This is a genomic window from Nocardia cerradoensis NBRC 101014, from assembly GCF_000308535.1.
GTDB lineage: Bacteria > Actinomycetota > Actinomycetes > Mycobacteriales > Mycobacteriaceae > Nocardia > Nocardia cerradoensis.
In genome coordinates this window covers 1-2896 of the sequence record NZ_BAFW01000077.1, presented here as the reverse complement: position 1 = coordinate 2896, position 2896 = coordinate 1, and the positions used below count along the sequence as shown (strand labels likewise).

Annotated in this window: 2 rRNA genes; both read right to left on the bottom strand. The window is 56.8% G+C overall.

The features are described 5' to 3' along the window. Nucleotides 1-50: 50 nt before the first annotated feature. A 5S ribosomal RNA gene (gene rrf / locus ON23_RS09050) occupies nt 51-167 on the bottom strand. Nucleotides 168-235: 68 nt separating this feature from the next. Then, nucleotides 236-2896: ribosomal RNA gene (locus ON23_RS09045) — 23S ribosomal RNA — on the bottom strand; the annotation flags it as partial.

Sequence of the window (2896 nt, the reverse complement as noted above, 5' to 3'; positions counted from 1 at the left end):
AAATGCGGAAGGCCCCCAACCTGGTGGTTGGGGGCCTTCGCGAATGTATGTTCCGGCGGTGTCCTACTCTCCCACACCCTGTCGAGTGCAGTACCATCGGCGCAGGTGGCCTTAGCTTCCGGGTTCGGAATGGGACCGGGCGTTTCCCCACCGCTATAGCCGCCGTAACTCTATGAAACTATCCACACAGTCGTGTGTTGTTTCAGATACCGCACAGTGGACGCGTAGCAGCTTTGTTGGTAAGTCCTCGGCCTATTAGTACCAGTCACCTCCATGCGTTACCGCACTTCCAGTTCTGGCCTATCAACCCAATGGTCTGTTGGGGGCCTTACCCCCTCGAGGGGGTGAGAAACCTCATCTTGGAACAGGCTTCCCGCTTAGATGCTTTCAGCGGTTATCCCTTCCGAACGTGGCCAACCAGCCGTGCCCCTGGCGGGACAACTGGCACACCAGAGGTTCGTCCGTCCCGGTCCTCTCGTACTAGGGACAGCCTTCCTCAAGTTTCTAACGCGCGCGGCGGATAGAGACCGAACTGTCTCACGACGTTCTAAACCCAGCTCGCGTGCCGCTTTAATGGGCGAACAGCCCAACCCTTGGGACCTACTCCAGCCCCAGGATGCGACGAGCCGACATCGAGGTGCCAAACCATCCCGTCGATATGGACTCTTGGGGAAGATCAGCCTGTTATCCCCGGGGTACCTTTTATCCGTTGAGCGACACCGCTTCCACATGCCGGTGCCGGATCACTAGTCCCGACTTTCGTCCCTGCTCGACCTGTCAGTCTCACAGTCAAGCTCCCTTGTGCACTTACACTCAACACCTGATTGCCAACCAGGCTGAGGGAACCTTTGGGCGCCTCCGTTACACTTTAGGAGGCAACCGCCCCAGTTAAACTACCCACCAGGCACTGTCCCTGAACCAGATCATGGCCCGAGGTTAGAGGTCCAATACGACCAGAGTGGTATTTCAACGACGACTCCACGAACACTGGCGTGCCCGCTTCACAGTCTCCCACCTATCCTACACAAACCGTACCGAACACCAATACCAAGCTATAGTGAAGGTCCCGGGGTCTTTTCGTCCTGCCGCGCGTAACGAGCATCTTTACTCGTAATGCAATTTCGCCGAGTCTGTGGTGGAGACAGCAGAGAAGTCGTTACGCCATTCGTGCAGGTCGGAACTTACCCGACAAGGAATTTCGCTACCTTAGGATGGTTATAGTTACCACCGCCGTTTACCGGGGCTTAAATTCTCAGCTTCGCGAATTGCTTCGCTAACCGGTCCTCTTAACCTTCCGGCACCGGGCAGGCGTCAGTCCGTATACATCGTCTTACGACTTCGCACGGACCTGTGTTTTTAGTAAACAGTCGCTTCTCTCTGGTCTCTGCGACCCAACCCAGCTCCGAGTGCAAGACTCATCACCAGATCGGGCCCTCCTTCTCCCGAAGTTACGGAGGTATTTTGCCGAGTTCCTTCACCACAGTTATCTCGATCGCCTTAGTATTCTCTACCTGACCACCTGTGTCGGTTTGGGGTACGGGCCGTGTACCAACTCACTAGAGGCTTTTCTCGGCAGCATAGGATCACTGAATTCACCTCAACCGGCTACGCATCACCTCTCAGGCACATGTTGTGCGGATTTGCCTACACAACGCCCTACAGGCTTACACCCGGTAATCCACCACCGGGCCCAGCTACCTTCCTGCGTCACCCCATCGCTTGACTACTACAGCCAGGGTCGTGCGCAGCCACATCCGGCCTCCCGAAGGAGGTCCATCCGCTTTTGGGCACTTAGCACAACTGATTCGCCATTGGGCGCGGATACACGGGTACGGGAATATCAACCCGTTGTCCATCGACTACGCCTGTCGGCCTCGCCTTAGGTCCCGACTCACCCTGGGCGGATTAACCTGGCCCAGGAACCCTTGGTCATTCGGCGGACGAGTTTCTCACTCGTCTTTCGCTACTCATGCCTGCATTCTCACTCGCGCAGCCTCCACAACTAGGTCACCCCGCTGCTTCCCTGGCTACACGACGCTCCCCTACCCACCCAGTCGACTGGCCCGAAGGCGATCTAATGACTGAGTGCCGCGGCTTCGGCGGTGTACTTGAGCCCCGCTACATTATCGGCGCAGGATCACTTGACCAGTGAGCTATTACGCACTCTTTCAAGGGTGGCTGCTTCTAAGCCAACCTCCTGGTTGTCTCAGCGACCCCACATCCTTTTCCACTTAGTACACGCTTAGGGGCCTTAGCCGGCGATCTGGGCTGTTTCCCTCTCGACTACGAAGCTTATCCCCCGCAGTCTCACTGCCACGCTCTCACACACCGGCATTCGGAGTTTGGCTGACTTCGGTAAGCTTGTGGGCCCCCTAGGCCATCCAGTAGCTCTACCTCCAGTGTGAAACACGCGACGCTGCACCTAAATGCATTTCGGGGAGAACCAGCTATCACGGAGTTTGATTGGCCTTTCACCCCTACCCACAGCTCATCCCCTCAGTTTTCAACCTAAGTGGGTTCGGGCCTCCACGACGTCTTACCGTCGCTTCACCCTGGCCATGGGTAGATCACTCCGCTTCGGGTCCATGACATGCGACTCAAACGCCCTATTCGGACTCGCTTTCGCTACGGCTACCCCACACGGGTTAACCTCGCCACACACCGATGACTCGCAGGCTCATTCTTCAAAAGGCACGCCATCACCCCACGACCGAAATCGAAGGCTCTGACGGATTGTAAGCGCACGGTTTCAGGTACTATTTCACTCCCCTCCCGGGGTACTTTTCACCTTTCCCTCACGGTACTAGTCCGCTATCGGTCACCAGGGAGTATTCAGGCTTACCGGGTGGTCCCGGCAGATTCACAGCAGATTTCACGGGCCCGCTGCTACTCGGGT